Here is a 16,900-nt window from a genome sequence, read left to right as displayed (position 1 = left end):
GGATGCCAGCAGTGGTCAGTAAGGGTGAAATTCAAAATTCATGGCAATTTCACATCTTTCGGCTTTGAAAATAAGACAAGATCCTGTTTTCCTTTAAAAGGAAATAGCAGCTGCTGCCGATAGAAAAATATACGGTTAAGGAGATGTACTTCGATGTTGTTGGAAAAAGCAAACATGATTGATCATACATTATTAAAAGCCGATGCTACGAAGGATGATATCGTCCGGTTGGCGGAAGAAGCCAAAAAATACGGTTTTGCTTCGGTATGCGTAAACCCGTTTTGGGTGAAAACCGCTTATGAAATTTTAAAAGATACCGATGTGAAAGTATGTACCGTCATCGGTTTTCCACTCGGCGCAACCACGCCTGAAGTTAAAGCTTTTGAAACGACCAATGCCATTCAAAATGGAGCCGAAGAAGTGGATATGGTGATCAATATCGGGGCTCTTAAAAGTCGTGATCTGGAATTGGTGGAAAATGATATTCGAGCCGTCGTGGAAGCAGCAAAGGGAAAAGCGCTGGTGAAAGTGATTATTGAAGCCTGCTTGCTGACAGAAGAGGAAAAAGTGCTCGCTTGTCAATTAGCAGTCAAAGCCGGAGCAGATTTTGTCAAAACATCTACCGGTTTTTCGACAGGAGGAGCAACAGTGGAAGATGTTGCATTAATGCGTAAAACGGTTGGACCGGATTTTGGGGTGAAAGCTTCTGGAGGAATTCGAACGGCAGAAGACTTGCTGGCGATGGAAAAAGCAGGGGCAAATCGTATCGGAGCCAGTGCGGGCGTAAAAATTGTGACAGGTCAAGCTTAAAAAGTTAGAAATGTAAAGAGGACAACAAATCCGCACATTTTCAGCCCGCTCCCGTTTTACAAAATTTCTCTAAGGGGGAAGGGACTTGATTAGCGAAACGTTGATTCAAGCAGCTGTCGCGGGGAGAGAAAAAGCATATGCCCCTTACTCTCATTTTAAGGTGGGCGCTGCCATAGCGACTAAAAGCGGAGACATTTATTCAGGATGCAATATTGAGAATGCATCCTATGGTCTATGTAACTGTGCAGAGAGAACGGCCATCTTTAAAGCGATTTCGGAAGGACAAACTGATTTTGCGATGTTGGCGGTGGTCGGGGATACAGATGGTCCTATTTCGCCTTGTGGAGCTTGCCGCCAAGTGATTGCAGAATTTTGCCCTCCGGATATGCCGGTTATTTTAACGAATTTAAAAGGAGAAAGAAAAGAGACAACCGTTAAGGAACTGTTGCCGTATGCTTTTTCACCAAGTCATTTAGATTAATGAAAGGAGATCAAGGAGATGTCCTTGATCCCAAATTGCAGGAAGAAATAATCACTCATTTCAGTTTTGAGTCGAGCTGGCTTTTTCATCGGTTAAGCCAGCTTTTTTATGTGCGCCCGGCATGTACATGAACTATAGGGTGTAAGTCCCGAACCCCGAAGACAGAAGTAGAGGTTAGCCAAGAGCAAGGGTGTCCGTGGTGACGCGGAATCTGAAGGAAGCTGGAGGCAAAACACCGGTCCGAGGAACACGAACCTCATATAAGGCTAGGTATGATTGAGTGAGTTTGCATAACAAAACAAAGCTCTTTCTGTCGAAGGTCATATCGAGTAAATGAGGCGGATAGATGGTGTGAAAGTGCATGTACTTACCCGGGGAGGTCTGGCGGATATGTGAAGTACTCTTCATAACCTACTTAGTGATAAGTAGCTGAACCGTCAGAAGTCAGCAGAGGTCATAGTATTAGTTGGTCTAGAACAACTAAGAAGGACCGAACAATTAAGAGAGAATAGCCCTTGGTATTCAGTGAGTCATGATGAACACAGAAAACGTAGTACCTCACTTGAGGGAGGAAGCGGTGAATCCCGTGGGAGACCTCTTGGAGGGTGGAGTGACCACTGGCATAAAGAGAACAGCTATTCACGGAAGTTATAAAGACTTGCGTCAATTATCTTAATTGAACCGCCGTATACGGAACCGTACGTACGGTGGTGTGAGAGGACGGGAGTTAATCGCTCCCTCCTACTCGATTCTAACCTAAATAAAAAAGCGCGCAGCCATCATCGCGACAATTCCTATCACAACCGTCCCTAATAAACTACGGGTCGCAAGCGCCACCACAAATGCCGGTATAGCTGCCAACAACTCCAGTCGATTTTCCATGATCGAAAATTTTCCGTTTGAAAGCAGCAGCTCTTGCGCCAACAGGGCCGTCATGACCGCAACAGGCACATGGCTTAACCAACGTTCAGCCCATTGGGGCAATTGAAATCGGCTTAAAATCATCAGCGGAAGAATTCGCGGTATGATCGTGACAATCCCCGATCCAATAATAACCGCCAAAACATATGATCTTATTTCCATTTTTCAATAAACACCCCCGCTGTTGCCGCCACGATGGCTGCGGTAATCACTCCCGTGCTGCCCGAAACAAAAAAGCTTAAGATCACGATCGATGATGCACTGCATATAGCCACTGCTAAATCGACCATCCATTTTTTTCTGCTAGTAATCTGTAAAACAAGCAATCCAATAAACATCGCTGGCAGGGCAAAATCAAGTCCAAATGCATTCGGATCTGAAATCCATTCTCCAAAAAATCCCCCTGCTACATTGCCAATTAGCCAGTTGACATAAGCAGTGACATTCAAACCGAGCATCCATTTAAAACTTCCGGCTGCTCGATTAGATAAATGATTCATCGCAACGCCAAATGTTTCATCCGTTAACAACGAACCGGTCAACACATTTTTCCACAAAGGAAGATGACGAAAATAAGGGGATATCGCTGCACTCATGAGAAGATGACGAAGATTAATAAAAAAGATCGTAAAAATAATAGCGGAAACAGGATTTGCGGCCGCGATCATTCCTGATGCAATAAATTGCCCCGATCCGGCATAAAGAATAAGGGAAATCAGCACAATTTCCGCGATGGTAAGCCCCGCTGTTTTTTCCACCACACCGGCTGCAAAACCGATGCTCCAATAGCCCAATAATGTGGGCACGCAGTCTTTCGCCCCTTGCCAAAACCCCTCTTCCGAATATGGATATGAAATAGTATTTATTCGAGCATTCTCTGCCATTATGTAGATCCACCCTTTACATACAGTGAATTTTCATTTTTTTCGTCTACTTCCACTATAAATTGAATTAAAATTTTGTCAATTCCATGGCCAACCATTTATCATGAAAAGCAAAGCTTAAGGGGAGGCTATAAAGAGGGAGGTGGAAAAAGTGAACAACGTTCCAACAAATCAGTTAATTTATTATGGCATACCGACAGCCGCATATGTATTGCTCGGCATTTTAACCACCCTTTAAAAAAGGAAAAAAAACTTAGACGGAATAAATAACACTAACATTAAATTTAGGTTATAATAGACCTGAATTTTATTTAAGTTGGTGATTATTTATGCGTACCAAAAATAGATTAAATCCAATCGAATCAAAATACTTTAGACCCGAGATAACTAATTGTCCAGAATGTGGTAATAAATTAGTATACTGTCACCCTGTTTGGAGAAAAACAATTTCTACCCTAAAAGGTGAATTTAAAATCATAAATCTAGGATACCGATGTGAGAATAACTCCTGTTCTAATGACACCGTATATCGTTCAGCTGAAGCCGAACAATTAAGTATGAAGCACATTACTTATGGAATGGATGTCATCGCATATATCGGATATTTACGGTTTAAAGAACATAAGACTCGATCTGAGATAGCTACTATCTTATCGGAAAAAGAAGTAAAAATTTCTGAGAGGCAAGTACAGAAACTTTATGAAAGATATGCGTTATTACTGCGGGCAAGCGTTAAAGAAAATATGAAAGAGACATTAGAAAATATTGTGAAAGAACATGGAGGACTTGTCTTATCTATTGATGGTGTCCAACCCGAAAAAGGTAACGAAACATTGTATGTCATCCGTGAAGTTCTTAGTGGTACTATTTTAGCTGCACATAATTTAAAAAGCAGTGCTTCTCAAGAACTGATAGGTATTATTCAACCCATTTTAGACTGGGGTTATCCAATCCAAGGTTTTATCAGTGATGGGCAACAATCCATTCGTTTAGCAATTGAACAAATAGTTCCAGATATTCCGTATCAATATTGTCAGTTTCATTACTTTAAAGACATAGCCAAACCATTAGTTGAAAAAGATAGAAAACTAAAAACGAATATCAAAAAGAAGCTAAGGGGAATAAGGGAAGTTGAAAGAAAAATTGAAAATTCTCCATCTAAAAACATAGAAGAAGAGGTAGCAAGTGACTATATTGCGGCTATTCGATCCGTTCTTCTAGAAGATGGTAAGCCACCATTCGAATTACCAGGCACTTGTGTTTTTGAACGAACGAATGCGATTAAAGATTCGATTGAAAAATGCCTGGATAAAAAAGGGGACTCCTCTACTTGAAAATTTGTTCAGAATAGTCAGAAATGTGGATAACTATAAGGAAGATTATCAACTCGTAAAACGTTGGGATACACGATTTAAAAGGATTGCCACCATTATGGAACCTTCTGAGAATAAAACAAGTTTTTGGGTCGAAAACAGATTGAAGCAATATTTAAACCAAATGGAAAAAGAGCTTAATCGGAAAGAAGATCAACCGTTTGTAGAGAACCTATTAAAGTATAGTAAAGGATTTTGGAAAGGACTTTTCACCTTTTATGATTATCCACTTATACCGAGAACGAATAATGATTTAGAACTCTTTTTTAGAAGAATAAAGCAAAAACACCGAAGAATCACAGGTAGTCGGACTTGGAATCGATATATTATCCGACACGGTGAAAACATTGTATTTGTAGAAAATGTCTCTAATGAACAGGAAGGGCTACAAATGATAAAAAATGTTAATTATTCAGCATATAAAACTGAAGCGAATAAATGGGAACAACGTATTGGCGAGCATATAAAACAAAGAAGATTCAAAAAAGAACCAAATGAATATTTAAACACTATTGAAGAGAAATGGAAAAGGCACAACTAATTTATTGTGTTGGTTGTGCCGTCTAAGAAAAAAAACGGAAATAAACGTCCATCGCCTCTCCCATCCTTTTGAATTCGAAAGCCTTCAAAAAATATCATCTCCGCCAACGTCCTCATTAAGGCCATGATGGACAAAAACAATTTGGCGCCAGGCTACCGCCTAAAAATTCGATTCGTTCAGCCAACCATCAGCGGGGACACTGCCCCTGCTGATGGAAGTTTCCCTTATCCTTACCATCGAAACCAAATTTTTTCATTCTTCCACCTTATTGAGCGGCTGTTTCGCCGGTCCTTCCAATACTTCTCCTGTCACTGAATAACGTGACCCGTGGCACGGGCAATCCCAAGTACGATCACCACTGTTCCATTCCACTTCACACCCCATATGCCGGCAAGTGGTATCCACCATATATACGTTTTGATTTTTATCTTTATAGGCCCCCGCTCTTTTTCCGTTCACACGAATGACAGAGCCTTCATCCGTTTGTAAATCATCCACCGTTTTTAACGGGGATTCCCATTTCCCTTTTAATAAATGCCCCGCGACATTGGTATTTTCTCTAATCAATGTTTTCACTGATGGATCCACGTTGAAACGAGAAGGAGTAAACAACTCTTCATAAGGATTGGGCTTTTCTAAAATTAAATCACTGATTAATTGGGCTGCCGCTGTTCCATTTGTCATTCCCCACTTTCGAAAACCCGTTGCAACATAAATATTCGGTTTTTCGGAAGTGATTCGCCCAATAAAAGGCACTTTATCTAATGTCGTCCAATCTTGCGCCGACCAGCGGTACAAAAATTCGTTGATTCCAAATGTTTCTTCTGCGTATTTTTGCAGTGCTTCATAATGATGTATCGTAGAAATCCCTTGTCCAGTCTTATGACGTTCCCCGCCTACAAGCAATATTTTTTCATTGTCGCACAGCGTATACCGCAACGATCGTGTTGGTTCTTCAACCATAAGATACATGCCGCCAGAAAATGTTTTTTGAGGTTTGACGGCAAGAAGATAAGATCGTTCTGGATACATTCTGGCAAAATAAAATCCTGCCCCATCGTAAAACGGATAATGGGACGCAATGACTACTTGCTTACATGAAATCGTGCAGCCATTTCTAGCAACAACTTTTATCTCATTCCCTTGCTCTATATCCACTGCGGTCGTATTTTCAAATATTTCTGCTCCTTGATGTTCGGTCTCTTCCAATAGTTTTTTTAAATATTTTAACGGATGGAATTGGCCTTGCGTATTCATCCTAACAGCTGCTTTTACGGGTATATCAATGGGAATAGAGTTGCGATAGTCTCCCTCTATCCCCAGTTTTTCATAGGCCTCCATCTCCTTTTCAAGTTTGCTGATATAAGAATCCGTATTCGTGTAGAGATAAGCATCTTCTTCGGTAAAATCGCATTCGATTTGATGACGTAAAACGGTGTCGCGGATAAAATGTAAGGCAGACATATTCGCTTCATAATAACCACGTGCTTTCTCAAATCCAAAATGTTCCATCAATTCGTGGTAGATTAAACCATGCTGAGCGGTAATTTTGGCAGTTGTGTGCCCCGTTGTGCCAGTGAGAATTTTGCCAGCGTCGATCAGAGCGACTTTCATTCCTGCTTTTCCTAATAAGTTGGCAGAAGTGATTCCGACAATTCCGCCACCAACAATGGAAATGTCCACCTCTATATCTTTCTCCAGTTTCGGAAAAGACGGTAATTCCAAATTGGATCTCCAAAAAGACTCGGGAAATGGAGGCATGTGTTGGCTTGCATTTTCCGAAAACATCCAATTCCTCCTTCATGGGGTTAGTATCTAAAGGAAATCTTCCCCAAAAAAGAGGACTTTATTCTTTTTCTAAGCGTTTGTGGGAACGCCTTAAAATAAAGCGAGAACATAAACTCGTCATAAAAAAAGAAAAGCTGCCACTTATAGGCAGCTGCCATCATACATTAGTTCTTTTTGATTGGATATAACTCCCGTATCTCTTCTTTCATTTCACTTCCGCAAATTGGGCAATGCAAATTGGGTGTCGCAAATTCTTTTCTCATCCAAACATTGCAATCAGGCGATTGGCAAGCGTAGACACTCGTTTCGACCATTTCAACTTCTTCTTGATTCCGTTTGTTATAATACACAAATAAAGACCCCTTTATTATAATTGATGATGTTTCTGCAAAACACAAAAAGCCCGATCTCAAGTAGAATGAGGAACAACTTCATAACAGTATACGACCAATTTTGGGATGAGGGCCCTGACTTTACTGATAAAGCAACAAGTCGTACTTCTATCTTACCACTTAATTGACAGAAAGCCAATCTCGCTCAAATTTCGAGTCAGTCAAGACTTTGTGGGAATTTTTTTGGTTCGCTGAAAATAGATGTAAGTCATAGGTTAGCGAACCATTTTTTTGAATTTCATCCGTAAGCGCTTTCGGACTCTCATCCCTTGCCATGACAGACGAATATGTATACCTTTTTTTACCATCCCTTGAATTCAGACAGGGCATGATAGATCGGAGTCCCGGACGATTGCTGTAAATATGGCACGTTATTCCGCGTTACCTCTGGAAGAAGACGGCGGATGCGTTGTTTCGCCTTGTTCACGATCGTCTGTTTGGTAGATGCCGTTTCCTCCGCCGGATGCGACGATTCTTCTCCTAAACGATGTCCGAAAAGACGAATCCCATCCATCCGGGCAATCATTGCCTTGAAAAACGCCCTGAGTCCCTTGTCTGTCCAACTGCGGCGGTATTTCACCCGATACGCCAGCTGGCTCATCACGCTTTCAGCCCTCCCCATCGGATACATGCCCGTTGTGTCCACTCCTTGCTCCTTCAGCCATTCCCGGTAATCACGGATGCATCCCGGCATCGATTCGATCCGGTGGATCAAGGCAGCCAGCTGTTGTTCTTTCGCTTCGTCCCCCAGCGTGCCGAGGGCGCTGTTCAGTTCCACAAGCAGCTTCTCTTCATCCTGCTTCGCCAGCTTTTGCCGAATCGCCTGCCACCGTGGATGGCCCGAGAGGCATTGGCGCAACTCACGCGCCACGTGGAATCGATCCAATTGGAAGCAGACCCGTCCTTTGAAATACTCCCGGCACGCGGTAATCCATGGAGCGCCGTCCCCGTTGATGACAAGAAGATCCCGACACGGATCATAGGCATATTCGTTCATCAAAAATTCCTCGAAGCCTTCCCACACCTCCCCCTTGCCTTCATGGACGTAATGGCGCTGATTCACGAATTCGATCCGTGAGCCGTTGCGCTTCCATCCTTCGTGAACGGTCAGGATTTTGTCTTCCTTGGCCCGTTTTCCCTTCCCTTGGAGAGAGACAAACAGTCCATCGGCCTCCACAAACAGCACCCGTCCATATCGCTGGTCAACCGGGCAGTGCAGCGGAACTTCAGCCTCGAGCACCAACTGGCGGATCGTCTCATGGCTCATCACCGGATACCCGACCATCTGGGCAAGCGTATGAGCCGCTTTGCGATAGGAAGAGCACTCCACAGCCAATCCCATCGCCGTTTCTTCTAGACAAGGGCTGATTGACTGCGATCCATCAAACGCTAAAAAGGAATCAAGCAAAAACGTGTAACGGTTTTGTTCTCGGTCTAAATAGTAGTTTCGCTCAAAGGTAACTTCGCCAAACAAGGTTTGAATCGTGGTGCGTCGTTTGTCTTTCAAGTGGTACCGGCGCTTGTCCCGGGTTTCCGCCAATTGTCGGTCGATGTCCTCCAACAGAGCCGTAAACAGCTCGGTGAAGGCGTTTTGCAAGGCTCGAAACAAATCAAGTTCGATCTCTTTCCATGTCAACGAATTTGTGGTAAGATGTTGTTGAATATTCATGGGACTCTCTCCTCCTGTTTGATGGTGTGAACAATGATCATCTTACCAGGGAGAGAGTCCTTTTTTCATGTTTCCTGCTTGGGATCCTACCGCACTTTGCTTGGTGGCCCCGATGAGGGGGATTGCGAACCTACGTTCCCAACCCCCTCATCGGGGAATTCTAAGAATTTCTCCCACAAACATTTTACTCACACCAAATTTCTAGTCCTCCCATTCGTTCTATTGAATGGCTACTACGTATTAAGATTATGCCTCGAGAAGACAGATTATAACCTTAAAAGACCGATTTTAGTGAGAACGACTTCAAAATACCATTCGCTTCCTTTTTTCCTTTAAGATATCGTGAAACTTACAGCAAAAGGATTTTTCTGCGGATAAAAATAACAATAGACGAATTGTGTCGATTGTTGTATATTTATTTTGCGTTCTAAATAATCATACCATCACAATGAAGAATGATAGTCATTTCTGCAAAAATATACAAATAATGATCGATTGACTGATCGGGCTGTTTTCAACGTACTTGAATACTATTTTGAAGGCATATGCGAAAATTTCAAACGAGACGGCGGTAAACGTTACCGGATGAAGGATGCATAAAAAACATACCTGCCTGGTTGCGAATAAATAACCACATTCTCATTACATTTTCGCAAATGTCAATCCCCGTTTTACATTTGCAGCACCGTTTCGTCATCCAAGTAGAAAGGGGTTCATTGATTCAATGGAACAAAAACGATTAGGGTTTTGGCTTTTGACCGCACTGGTCGTTGGAAATATGGTAGGATCCGGAATATTCATGTTGCCACGAACGCTTTCTGAAGCCGCCAATCCAGCTGCTGTGTTATTGGGATGGTCTTTAACTGGTTTCGGTGTCCTCACAACGGCTCTTGTCTTCGGTAATTTATCCATCCGAAAACCAGAACTGAACGGCGGACCACAAATTTACGCAAAAGAACTGTTTAAAGAGGGATCAACACTTTCCACATTGTCAGGATTTATGTCTTCTTGGGGGTATTGGATCGGAAACTTCGCTGGAAATGTTGCTATTATCACTACTTTTACAAGCTATTTAGCAACCTTTTTTCCCATTTTAAACAGCAAAGCCCCGTTATTCACAATCGGAACCGTTGCTTTCAAAACAGGCAACGTTCTAACCTTTATTATATGCACCGCCATGCTTTGGTTTACACATTTTTTAATTTTAAGAGGAATTGAAGGAGCCGGAAAAATCAATTTTTTGGCCACGAGCGCAAAAGTGATCGGTTTCTTTTTATTTATTGTCCTAAGCCTGTTTGCGTTTCAAAAAAGTAATTTGCTTCCATTTACGGCTCCACGCTTAGATGATAGCGGACATCCATTAGGAATTTTAACACAAATAAACCACGCAGCTGTCTCAACACTTTGGGCTTTCGTAGGTGTTGAATCGGCTATTGTATTTGCCTCCAGAGCCAAAAAACAAAGTGATATAAAACGGGCCACTATTATTGGGCTAATGATTGCATTGGCGATTTATATCGGTATTTCCTTGCTGGTGATGGGCGTTCTGCCACAGGAAACTCTAATACATTCCGAAAAACCACTCGTGGATGCTATTGAAACCATAATCGGACCAATCGGAGCTTATTTAATCGCTGGATTGGGCTTGATTAGTTTAGCCGGCTCCACAATAGGTTGGGTGTTAATGAGCGCCGAGGTTCCTTATCAAGCGGCTAAGCAAGGATTGTTTTTAGCTTCTTTTCTAAAAGAAAACAAAAGAGGCGTTCCATCCTTTTCCTTATGGCTGTCAAACGTTCTTGGACAACTCTTTATTTTTTCAACCATATCCAATTCAATGGCCCATGCATTTGACTTTGTCATTTATATCGCCACATTGGCTTATCTCATGCCTTATCTTATTGCATCCTTGTTCCAGCTTAAGCTCGTTTGTACCGGTGAAACGTATCAGCTTAACAAAAGCCGGTACACCGATGGTCTTATTGCTTTATTGTCCACTATTTATTCCATTTGGGTCATTTATGCAGGTACTTCTGATTTAAAAACATTTTTGTTCGGAGCCGCTTTATTGGCTAGTGGACTGATCTTCTATCCTTCTTTGCGCAAACAAACTCAAGCCACACCTTTCACGAAAAACGGCAGGCTTTTAGCTAATCAAGAGGAGACCCCCTTAAGGTCTCCTTTTTTTATTGTTCTACTATCATTCTTTGCCCTGGCGACTGAAGAAAGTTCGCAATGTAATTTAGGATATGTCATGGCACATTTACGGCTGTCATGTTTTGAAATATGATATACTGGGATTCGAGTCTTTTTTCATTTAAGCCAATGGCCTTTTAAACGATCCGTTCAACCGACTGTATGAACTCCCTAAATGTTGATACACTCATCAACAGTTTGTGGATGGCGGATGAGTCTTAATGGATTGAGACGTTAAAATGGGAGGCCGTACCGTCATTTTGCAATCATTTTCCTTAAATTATTGACTGGATGCATGTGAATGAAAGGTGGTTTTGTCATGAAAGAAACGGCTGCGTTCAAACATTTTGATAAAAAATGGGTCTTCTTAGTAATAGTAATTTTATTCGTAGCAGCCAATTTACGCCCTTCTCTGACCGCAGTGGGGCCGGTGCTCGGTTTTATCAGAGAAGATTTAGGTTTGTCCCATTCCGTGGCCGGGTTGCTTTCCACACTCCCGCTTATGGCATTTTTCGTTTTTTCCCCACTGGTTCCTCAACTTTCTGGGAAGTTAGGAATGGAACGCACGCTCTTTTTCAGCTTGCTGTTATTGACGGCGGGCATATTCATACGTTCCTGTTCCTCTATTTTTACGTTATTTTTAGGAACAATTATGATAGGAACGGCGATTGCTGCTGGCAATGTTCTTTTGCCGGGGCTGATCAAAAGGGATTTCCCTCATCAAGTAGGGCTGATGACAGGCGGATATTCTCTTTCGATGAACACTTTTGCCGCACTTGGATCCGGCCTCAGTGTTCCATTGACTCATGCTCTTGGCTATGGATGGCAAGGCTCCCTTATGTTTTGGGCTTTGTTGTCGCTTGTGGCGCTGTTCATTTGGCAGCCTCAGCTTCGCCATACAACGATGAACCACTTGCCAACGTATAAAAACAAGGAAAAAAAACCGGCTCTGGAGATCCAAGCTTGCTTGGAAAGTGACGATTTTTATGGGATTCCAGTCTTTTGTTTTTTATATATCCATTAATTGGTTTCCCAACGTTTTTCAAGATCGTGGAATGAGCGCTGAGGCATCGGGTTGGATGGTCTCCATCATGCAGTTTGTTGGTATGCCGGCGACCTTTATAGTTCCGATCCTTGCAGAGCGCTGGAGTAGTCAGCGGCTTTTATCCACCATCGTCTGCTTGATCGGGATTATCGGCTATGCAGGACTTCTAATGGAAAATCCCGATTATACGATTTGGTGGGTTTTGCTCATAGGCATCTCGCAAGGAGCGACGTTCGGTTTAGCTTTGACTTTTATTTCTTTGCGGGCAAAAACGGATTATACGGCGGCAAGACTTTCGGGTATGGCTCAATCAATCGGATATTTGTTCGCAGCATTTGGCCCTTTTCTGTTTGGACTTTTGCATGACTTGACAGGCCACTGGTTCGTTCCCCTCTTTCTTCTGGTGGCAGCCACAACCGTTCAATTGGTTTCTGGACTAGGTGCAGGACGAAATTCGTACGTCTTAGAGGAAGAAACAGTGATTTCATAAATCGAGTAGGAGGGAGCGATTAACTCCCGTCCTCTCACACCACCGTACGTACGGTTCCGTATACGGCGGTTCAATTAAGATAATTGACGCAAGTCTTTATAACTTCCGTGAATAGCTGTTCTCTTTATGCCAGTGGTCACTCCACCCTCCAAGAGGTCTCCCACGGGATTCACCGCTTCCTCCCTCAAGTGAGGTACTACGTTTTCTGTGTTCATCATGACTCACTGAATACCAAGGGCTATTCTCTCTTAATTGTTCGGTCCTTCTTAGTTGTTCTAGACCAACTAATACTATGACCTCTGCTGACTTCTGACGGTTCAGCTACTTATCACTAAGTAGGTTATGAAGAGTACTTCACATATCCGCCAGACCTCCCCGGGTAAGTACATGCACTTTCACACCATCTATCCGCCTCATTTACTCGATATGACCTTCGACAGAAAGAGCTTTGTTTTGTTATGCAAACTCACTCAATCATACCTAGCCTTATATGAGGTTCGTGTTCCTCGGACCGGTGTTTTGCCTCCAGCTTCCTTCAGATTCCGCGTCACCACGGACACCCTTGCTCTTGGCTAACCTCTACTTCTGTCTTCGGGGTTCGGGACTTACACCCTATAGTTCATGTACATGCCGGGCGCACATAGGAAAAAATCGACAGCCTCCCAGCTGTCGATTTCTTTTCTCCTTCTACAAAGTCAAAATAATCGGCTTATCTTTTGTTACGATAATAGTATGCTCCACTTGAGCCACCAGGCTGCCGTCAGGAGTTTTGTAAGTCCATCCATCTCCTGCTTCTTCAATCATATCAGCCCCTGTAGAGATAAACGGCTCAACCGCAATGACAAGACCCTCTTTTAATAATTCATTATCCCACGGGTCGTAATAATTCAATATATGATCGGGCTTTTCATGGAGTGATCGGCCAACTCCATGGCCGGTTAAATTCAGGATGACAGAAAAGCCATTGCGCTTTGCTTCTTTCATCACTGCTTTACCAATTTGATTTTGTTTAGACCCCGCTTTTGCTTTTAATATTCCTTGTTGAAAAGCTTTCTCCGCCGTTTCACATAATCGATACAGTTCTGGATCCCCATTGCCGACAACAAATGAAATTCCCGTATCTGTAAAAAAACCGTCGAAAGACCCGGAGACATCAATATTTACAAGATCCCCTTCTTGAATGACCTTGTCGCCGGGTATTCCGTGTGCTACTTCATCATTCACGCTTATACAAGTATAGCCGGGAAAATTGTATTCTTTTTTCGGTCCTGATTCTGCACCGTATTCTGCAAATAATTTTCCGGCTAATTCATCTAATTCCTTTGTTGTGATGCCGGGCTTTGTATGGATTTTTAATTGGTCGCGAATCGCGGCCATCACTTTACCGCTTTGCTTTAACCCTTCTAGTTCTTGTTCCGTTTTTACAATCATATCTCTCTTCCTTCTTATTTTGTAAATATTCGTTTCCTATACTATCTTACTTTTTTCTTTTTTTCAAAACAATTCATTCTGAAAGTGTGCAGTAACGAATTCCAGCATCGCTTTTTCATCATGTTTTTTAGCATTCTTTAACGGCATCTGCTCTCTCTTATTCATACACATTTAATTAAAAAAGCAAGCCTTTGAAAACTATCATACCTCCCATTGTCAAAAAAAGACTGACTCAAAACATCGCGTTGGAGCGATATTGAGCCAGCCTTTTCCTATTTTAACAACCATCCTTATGTTCGAATAAGCCACTGTATAAACATCAGAGTTACTCACAGTCTTTACAAACAAGCAACGATGATCAGCAAAGATACTCATCGGCATAACGGATCAACCGTTTGTCTATGATTCCACATTTTTTAAAAATAAATCAACGAGTTTGGCCGCTTGAGCACGAGTTAAGTTTTTATTAGGAGCAAAGGTACCATCTCGATAGCCACTAAGGAAGCCTTTTTCGTAGGCCGCATTGACATAGGGCAAAAATTCTGCTGAAATCGCAGATGTATCTTTAAAAATGGTTTTATGTGTGGTCGCAATACGTTGTCCCGTTTTCACTTCATAGGCCTTCATTAAGATTTTCGCTGTTTGCTCGCGAGTAATTGTGTCGTTCGGAGCAAATTTATCCTTTGTTTTTCCATCAATGATTCCTGCTTCATAGGCTGCGGCAATATCTTGAGAAAGTTCCAAACCTTTAATATCCTTAAATGGCGGTTTTCCCTTTGCTTCTAATCCTAAAGCACGGACGATAAGGGAAGTAAACTGGCCGCGAGTCACATTTTGGTTCGGCACAAAAGATTTTTCTGTCATGCCTTTTGCGATTCCTCTTAATTGTAAATCCGAGACATATTCATAAGCCCAATGACTTTTGTCTACATCTTTGAATTTATAAGGCTTCGGCAATTTTGTGAGTGAAGGCAGTCCGGTTATATACCCAACACCGCCTGTTTTATCGATTCCAATCTTTTCTTCCATCGCTTTTTTTAACTCTGATTTGTCAACAGCCGTAATGCTGTTTTGATCTAATTCATCTCCAGGATGCTGGAAATTGCTCAAAATATAAGAGAAACCGTTCATATTATCTACCGCTGACAAACCGGTTGCTTCTGCCCCGGCCGGAACAGATAAAATACGGGACAATTTTTTTGTATCGACATTGTACGCCCACACAAAGTTGTTCGTATGTTTTCCGCTGTCTTCGCCTATGAATAATGTTCTAAGCGGCTCGGAATAGCTTAAATTATCCGTATTGGCTACTTTGTCCACATTAGCCGTATTGCCGTATGAATCCGCTGTTGTTAAATCTTCACCGGCAATTAAACCAGACATGGTCGCGGCAACATAGTCGCTATCAATGGCATTTCCATCCTTATCTTTTTGCCCGCCGGTTAAATCCAATTGGTACGTGACACCCGATTTAATGACTGGTAATTGAATATCGTCAACAGGATCTGTTCCTTTTGTATCTTTTGCCATTCCGCTGCTTTGGTCTGAAATGGCTATATAAACTTTTTTATCTTTTGCATTAAGTGCAACACCTTCCATTTTATTAAATTCAGATGTCGCTCCAAGCATGGCTGCATAACGTCGTGATTCTAAAAAGGCAGCTGCTTTTTCCATTCCTGGTTTTAATTTTAAATATTCTGTTTTGCCGTAGGAATATTGCTTGATGGCAGTAAAGCCTTCTTTGGGCGCATCTGAAGTTTCGAAAATATCACTAAATTGAATGCCACTGTCAATGATATCTTTTATCTCTTTATCTGTAGCATGACCTAGCTTAATCCATTCTAATTTCCCGCTACCGCCATTTTCAGTACCGGTTTGATGAAATTTAGCAGCATAAAGTGTACCTGCTGATAAATCCGCAGGCTTATCCGCTACGTACATGAATAAAGTAGTATAAGAGCCATCATCACCAAAAAAGGCTGTACGTTTATCAGGCATCACCTTCATTAATTCATGTGAAAAGCGCCCAACGCTATAATGTTTTTCCACCTTTGTTGAACCGTCTTCCTTCACCGTAATCTCCGGAATAAATCCGTAGTAATAAGGATTTGCTTTCGATTCATCACCAAAATAAAGCTTAGCAAAACTTTCTGTCCAGGTTCTTGCAGAAGATTGTGGATTGAATTCAAAACTGCGTGCATCCGGCTCATATTCTTCTGATCCGAGATGAGTGTTCCAAGGCGATACACTGCCATTACATGGAATCCAAAGACCATTTACGGAAGAAAAATCAATTTTTTTCACTTCTACTGCTTTCAGCTCCCCAGTTTTCTTATCCTGCGCTAATTTCGTCAAAGTCATAGAGGCTGGAACTAATCCATAAGCTGAATGACCGGCCGCATCAAATGTGTCGTATTCATAATGGGTCACCATATAAAGTTGACCTTTTATATTTAATAAGCTATTTGAGTCAGGTGCATCCGATATAAAATAAGTTGGTTTACCTTCAACACTGTGATCCATAATGGGATTCCCATGTACATCAATCGGTGTACCCGCCGGAATTTTTTCGCCTTTGTTCGCGGCTACTTGATCTTCCGATTTAAACAATGTTTTATAGGCAAGCGGAAACTTTCGAACTCTGCCATCGCTGTATTTTACCTCAACTGATGCATCGGTATAAGTATTCACCATTTGATCAATCGTGGAAGGTGGATTCATTCCGTTAAATTGGATGGAATCAATGCTCACTTTCTCGTTACTCGCCGCAGCAACCGGTGTTACAGCAGGAATGGTTAAAGCTAGTGCGAATGCGAATGTGGCTCCTTTTTTCGTAATCAGCTTCATCTACTTTTCATCTCCTAGTTCAAGATCGTTTCTTT

General features: G+C 42.1%; 14 protein-coding genes. 7 read left to right on the top strand and 7 right to left on the bottom strand.

Annotated features, from left to right (window positions below; all coding sequences use genetic code 11):
• Positions 1-153: 153 nt before the first annotated feature.
• Together deoC and BSM4216_RS07010 are read left to right on the top strand one after the other, a co-directional pair.
• Entirely contained in the window at positions 154-810 is a 657-nt protein-coding gene (gene deoC, locus BSM4216_RS07015) for a deoxyribose-phosphate aldolase (RefSeq protein WP_048623226.1), read from the top strand.
• 85 nt (positions 811-895) lie between these two features.
• Positions 896-1,291 (top strand): cytidine deaminase, encoded by a 396-nt coding sequence (locus tag BSM4216_RS07010; protein WP_048623225.1) that lies wholly within the window; start codon positions 896-898, stop codon positions 1,289-1,291.
• Between the two features lie 756 nt (positions 1,292-2,047).
• On the opposite strand, the gene BSM4216_RS07005 is transcribed toward BSM4216_RS07010, so the two are convergent.
• Both BSM4216_RS07005 and BSM4216_RS07000 read right to left on the bottom strand, forming a co-directional pair.
• Entirely contained in the window at positions 2,048-2,374 is a 327-nt protein-coding gene (locus BSM4216_RS07005; RefSeq protein WP_003352756.1) for an AzlD domain-containing protein, read from the bottom strand.
• On the bottom strand, positions 2,365-3,096 hold the full coding sequence (locus BSM4216_RS07000) for an AzlC family ABC transporter permease (protein ID WP_048623224.1): 732 nt from the start codon (positions 3,094-3,096) through the stop codon (positions 2,365-2,367). Before BSM4216_RS07000 ends, BSM4216_RS07005 begins: the two co-directional genes overlap by 10 nt.
• 329 nt (positions 3,097-3,425) lie before the next feature.
• Between BSM4216_RS07000 and BSM4216_RS06995 the strand changes: the two genes are divergently transcribed.
• Positions 3,426-4,430, top strand: a complete 1,005-nt coding sequence (locus BSM4216_RS06995) for a transposase (protein WP_156179197.1) — start codon at positions 3,426-3,428, stop codon at positions 4,428-4,430.
• A gap of 97 nt (positions 4,431-4,527) precedes the next feature.
• Positions 4,528-5,010: a hypothetical protein gene (locus tag BSM4216_RS06990; protein ID WP_156179199.1), complete on the top strand. Its 483-nt coding sequence runs from the start codon at positions 4,528-4,530 to the stop codon at positions 5,008-5,010.
• A 252-nt stretch (positions 5,011-5,262) separates the two neighbouring features.
• On the opposite strand, the gene BSM4216_RS06985 is transcribed toward BSM4216_RS06990, so the two are convergent.
• The 3 genes from BSM4216_RS06985 to BSM4216_RS06975 all read right to left on the bottom strand — a co-directional run bounded on the left by BSM4216_RS06985 (position 5,263) and on the right by BSM4216_RS06975 (position 8,859).
• Entirely contained in the window at positions 5,263-6,798 is a 1,536-nt protein-coding gene (locus BSM4216_RS06985) for an FAD-dependent oxidoreductase (RefSeq protein WP_082142275.1), read from the bottom strand.
• 164 nt (positions 6,799-6,962) lie between these two features.
• Complete coding sequence (locus BSM4216_RS06980; protein WP_040340877.1) at positions 6,963-7,148, bottom strand: cold-inducible protein YdjO-related protein; 186 nt, start codon at positions 7,146-7,148, stop codon at positions 6,963-6,965.
• A 343-nt stretch (positions 7,149-7,491) separates the two neighbouring features.
• On the bottom strand, positions 7,492-8,859 hold the full coding sequence (locus BSM4216_RS06975) for an ISLre2 family transposase (RefSeq protein ID WP_003355652.1): 1,368 nt from the start codon (positions 8,857-8,859) through the stop codon (positions 7,492-7,494).
• A gap of 724 nt (positions 8,860-9,583) precedes the next feature.
• Here BSM4216_RS06975 and BSM4216_RS06970 point away from each other — a divergent pair.
• The 3 genes from BSM4216_RS06970 (at position 9,584) to BSM4216_RS17080 (ending at position 12,587) form a co-directional block, all read left to right on the top strand.
• Positions 9,584-11,146: an amino acid permease gene (locus tag BSM4216_RS06970; protein ID WP_244878051.1), complete on the top strand. Its 1,563-nt coding sequence runs from the start codon at positions 9,584-9,586 to the stop codon at positions 11,144-11,146.
• A 225-nt stretch (positions 11,147-11,371) separates the two neighbouring features.
• A complete protein-coding gene (locus BSM4216_RS17085; RefSeq protein ID WP_244878050.1) occupies positions 11,372-12,076 on the top strand; it encodes an MFS transporter in 705 nt (234 codons plus the stop codon).
• Positions 12,039-12,587, top strand: a complete 549-nt coding sequence (locus BSM4216_RS17080) for an MFS transporter (RefSeq protein ID WP_244878049.1) — start codon at positions 12,039-12,041, stop codon at positions 12,585-12,587. The genes BSM4216_RS17085 and BSM4216_RS17080 overlap by 38 nt, the downstream gene beginning before the upstream one ends.
• Before the next feature lie 687 nt (positions 12,588-13,274).
• On the opposite strand, the gene map is transcribed toward BSM4216_RS17080, so the two are convergent.
• Both map and BSM4216_RS06955 read right to left on the bottom strand, forming a co-directional pair.
• Complete coding sequence (gene map, locus BSM4216_RS06960; protein WP_003352749.1) at positions 13,275-14,018, bottom strand: type I methionyl aminopeptidase; 744 nt, start codon at positions 14,016-14,018, stop codon at positions 13,275-13,277.
• Between the two features lie 399 nt (positions 14,019-14,417).
• Positions 14,418-16,865 carry an S-layer homology domain-containing protein gene (locus BSM4216_RS06955; RefSeq protein ID WP_048623223.1) on the bottom strand — a complete coding sequence of 816 codons (2,448 nt, stop codon included), beginning with the start codon at positions 16,863-16,865 and terminating at the stop codon, positions 14,418-14,420.
• Between the last annotated feature and the right edge of the window lie 35 nt (positions 16,866-16,900).

The organism is Bacillus smithii, assembly GCF_001050115.1.
In the GTDB taxonomy this organism is placed as follows: domain Bacteria; phylum Bacillota; class Bacilli; order Bacillales; family DSM-4216; genus Bacillus_O; species Bacillus_O smithii.
This window is presented reverse-complemented; position numbering and strand designations above follow the sequence as displayed.

Excerpts from the sequence above, each read along its gene's own strand:
- deoC (WP_048623226.1), top strand. The coding sequence starts at position 154 with ATGTTGTTGGAAAAAGCAAACATGATTGATCATACATTATTAAAAGCC.
- BSM4216_RS07005 (WP_003352756.1), bottom strand. The coding sequence starts at position 2,374 with ATGGAAATAAGATCATATGTTTTGGCGGTTATTATTGGATCGGGGATT.
- BSM4216_RS07000 (WP_048623224.1), bottom strand. The coding sequence starts at position 3,096 with ATGGCAGAGAATGCTCGAATAAATACTATTTCATATCCATATTCGGAA.
- BSM4216_RS06995 (WP_156179197.1), top strand. The coding sequence starts at position 3,426 with ATGCGTACCAAAAATAGATTAAATCCAATCGAATCAAAATACTTTAGA.
- BSM4216_RS06990 (WP_156179199.1), top strand. The coding sequence starts at position 4,528 with ATGGAACCTTCTGAGAATAAAACAAGTTTTTGGGTCGAAAACAGATTG.
- BSM4216_RS06985 (WP_082142275.1), bottom strand. The coding sequence starts at position 6,798 with ATGTTTTCGGAAAATGCAAGCCAACACATGCCTCCATTTCCCGAGTCT.
- BSM4216_RS06975 (WP_003355652.1), bottom strand. The coding sequence starts at position 8,859 with ATGAATATTCAACAACATCTTACCACAAATTCGTTGACATGGAAAGAG.
- BSM4216_RS06970 (WP_244878051.1), top strand. The coding sequence starts at position 9,584 with ATGGAACAAAAACGATTAGGGTTTTGGCTTTTGACCGCACTGGTCGTT.
- BSM4216_RS17085 (WP_244878050.1), top strand. The coding sequence starts at position 11,372 with ATGAAAGAAACGGCTGCGTTCAAACATTTTGATAAAAAATGGGTCTTC.
- BSM4216_RS17080 (WP_244878049.1), top strand. The coding sequence starts at position 12,039 with ATGGGATTCCAGTCTTTTGTTTTTTATATATCCATTAATTGGTTTCCC.
- map (WP_003352749.1), bottom strand. The coding sequence starts at position 14,018 with ATGATTGTAAAAACGGAACAAGAACTAGAAGGGTTAAAGCAAAGCGGT.
- BSM4216_RS06955 (WP_048623223.1), bottom strand. The coding sequence starts at position 16,865 with ATGAAGCTGATTACGAAAAAAGGAGCCACATTCGCATTCGCACTAGCT.